Consider the following 3010-nt stretch of genomic DNA (forward strand, 5'->3'; position numbering starts at 1 on the left):
CATGTTGAAGACATGTTATCCGCAAGGAGGCGAACCCGGAGAACTGAAACATCTAAGTACCCGGAGGAGAAGAAAACAAAAGTGATTCCGATAGTAGCGGCGAGCGAAATTGGATTAGCCCAAACCAGTATTGTTACGGCAATGCTGGGGTTGTAGGACCACGATATTCGATGCATAATGAATTAGAACAGTTTGGAAAGACTGACCAAAGAGGGTGATAGTCCCGTATAAGTAAAGATTGTTAAGATAGTGGTATCCTGAGTAGTGCGGGGCACGTGAAACCCTGTGTGAATCAGTCGGGACCATCCGATAAGGCTAAATACTCCTGAGAGACCGATAGTGAACTAGTACCGTGAGGGAAAGGTGAAAAGAACCCTGAATAAGGGAGTGAAATAGAACCTGAAACCATACGCTTACAAGCGGTCGGAGCAGACTTGATCTGTGACGGCGTGCCTTTTGCATAATGAGCCTACGAGTTACCGTTGCTAGCAAGGTTAAGGACTTCAGGTCCGGATCCGTAGCGAAAGCGAGTCTGAATAGGGCGCTTTAGTTAGTAGTGGTAGACGCGAAACCGTGTGATCTACCCATGGGCAGGGTGAAGCTGTGGTAACACACAGTGGAGGCCCGAACCGATATACGTTGAAAAGTGTTCGGATGACCTGTGGGTAGGGGTGAAAGGCCAATCAAACTCGGAAATAGCTCGTACTCCCCGAAATGCATTTAGGTGCAGCGTTGATTTATAGTTTTATAGAGGTAGAGCTACTGATTGGATGCGGGGGCTTCACCGCCTACCAATTCCTGACAAACTCCGAATGCTATAAAATGTTAATCAGCAGTGAGGGCATGGGTGCTAAGGTCCATGTCCGAGAGGGAAAGAACCCAGACCATCAGCTAAGGTCCCAAAATGTATGTTAAGTTGAATAAACGAGGTTGGATTGCACAGACAGCTAGGATGTTGGCTTGGAAGCAGCCATTCATTTAAAGAGTGCGTAACAGCTCACTAGTCGAGCGATCCGGCATGGATAATAATCGGGCATAAACATACTACCGAAGCTATGGACTTGTAAAAGTGGTAGGGGAGCATTGTAGTGTCGTCGAAGGTGTACTGTGAGGTATGCTGGAGAAGCTACAAAAGAAAATGTAGGCATAAGTAACGATAATGCGGGCGAGAAACCCGCACACCGAAAGACTAAGGTTTCCTCAGCTATGCTAATCAGCTGAGGGTTAGTCGGGACCTAACGCGAACCCGAAAGGGGTAGTGGATGGACAACAGGTTAATATTCCTGTACCTGCTCACACTAAAAGTGACGGAGGCGAAAAGTTAGTGCGTACTGACGGAATAGTACGTTGAAGCCAGTGGTAACACGGCGATAGTACACTGAGACTACGGTCAAGGTGATAATCTAGCGAATCGACTTCCAAGAAAAGCGAGTGAAGCAGCCCGTACCCTAAACCGACACAGGTAGTTGGGATGAGAATTCTAAGGTGCTCGAGAGATTCATGGCTAAGGAACTAGGCAAAATTGACGCGTAACTTCGGGAGAAGCGTCGCCTTCCTTCGGGAAGGCCGCAGTGAAAAGATCCAAGCGACTGTTTATCAAAAACACAGGGCTCTGCTAAATCGAAAGATGATGTATAGGGCCTGACACCTGCCCGGTGCTGGAAGGTTAAGTGGAGGGTTTAGAAGTTTACTTCGAAGATCTCAAATGAAGCCCCAGTAAACGGCGGCCGTAACTATAACGGTCCTAAGGTAGCGAAATTCCTTGTCGGGTAAGTTCCGACCTGCACGAATGGTGTAACGATTTGGATACTGTCTCAGCCATGAGCTCGGTGAAATTGTAGTATCGGTGAAGATGCCGATTACCCGCAGTGGGACGAAAAGACCCCGTGAACCTTTACTATAGCTTAGTATTGGCTTTGGATAAGTAATGTGTAGGATAGGTGGGAGACTTCGACCGTGCGTCGCCAGGCGTGCGTGAGTCATTGTTGAAATACCACCCTTTGCTTATCTAGAGTCTAACCTCTAATCAGGGACAGTGCTTGGTGGGTAGTTTGACTGGGGTGGTCGCCTCCAAAAGAGTAACGGAGGCTTCTAAAGGTTCCCTCAGCACGCTTGGTAACCGTGCGTAGAGTGCAATGGCATAAGGGAGCTTGACTGAGAGACATACAGGTCGATCAGGTACGAAAGTAGAGCATAGTGATCCGGTGGTTCCGTATGGAAGGGCCATCGCTCAAAGGATAAAAGGTACTCCGGGGATAACAGGCTGATCTCCCCCAAGAGCTCATATCGACGGGGGGGTTTGGCACCTCGATGTCGGCTCGTCACATCCTGGGGCTGGAGAAGGTCCCAAGGGTTGGGCTGTTCGCCCATTAAAGTGGCACGCGAGCTGGGTTCAGAACGTCGTGAGACAGTTCGGTCTCTATCTACTGTGGGCGTTAGAAATTTGAGTGGATCTGACTCTAGTACGAGAGGACCGAGTTGGACGAACCTCTGGTGTACCAGTTGTTCCGCCAGGAGCATTGCTGGGTAGCTACGTTCGGAAGGGATAAGCGCTGAAAGCATATAAGCGCGAAACCCACCACAAGATGAGATTTCTTTAAAGGGTCGTGGAAGATGACCACGTTGATAGGCTATAGGTGTAAAGGCAGTAATGTCATAGCCAAGTAGTACTAATAACCCATAGGCTTATTGTACGGAAGTTTTTTTAGAGTACAAATTATTGTTCATGTATAAGACGTATAATCGTCCTTTTTCAATATGTTAAGATATTAGTGTTTTTTAACTACACATTTTAAATTCTGTTGTTCAACAATAGAATATCGATTTAAGGTGGTTATAGCGACGGGGCTCACCTCTTACCATTCCGAACAGAGAAGTTAAGCCCGTTTGCGCCGATGGTACTGCTTACTGTGGAAGAGTAGGTCGCCGCCTTTTTTATATCAACATCAAGTTGGTATTAAACTAAAACCCTTACTATTTATTTAGTAAGGGTTTTTTATGTTTTATTATA

The 3010-nt window shown here is 47.0% G+C and carries 2 rRNA genes (1 of these 2 only partly in view); both read left to right on the forward strand.

The window, feature by feature from the left end:
* A 23S ribosomal RNA gene (locus ACFWU4_RS15940) occupies positions 1 to 2693 on the forward strand; it begins 132 nt to the left of the window's first position.
* 132 nt (positions 2694 to 2825) lie between these two features.
* Positions 2826 to 2934, forward strand: a 5S ribosomal RNA gene (gene rrf / locus ACFWU4_RS15945).
* Positions 2935 to 3010: the final 76 nt, after the last annotated feature.

The organism is Winogradskyella sp. PE311, from assembly GCF_046545555.1.
In the GTDB taxonomy this organism is placed as follows: Bacteria; Bacteroidota; Bacteroidia; order Flavobacteriales; family Flavobacteriaceae; genus Winogradskyella.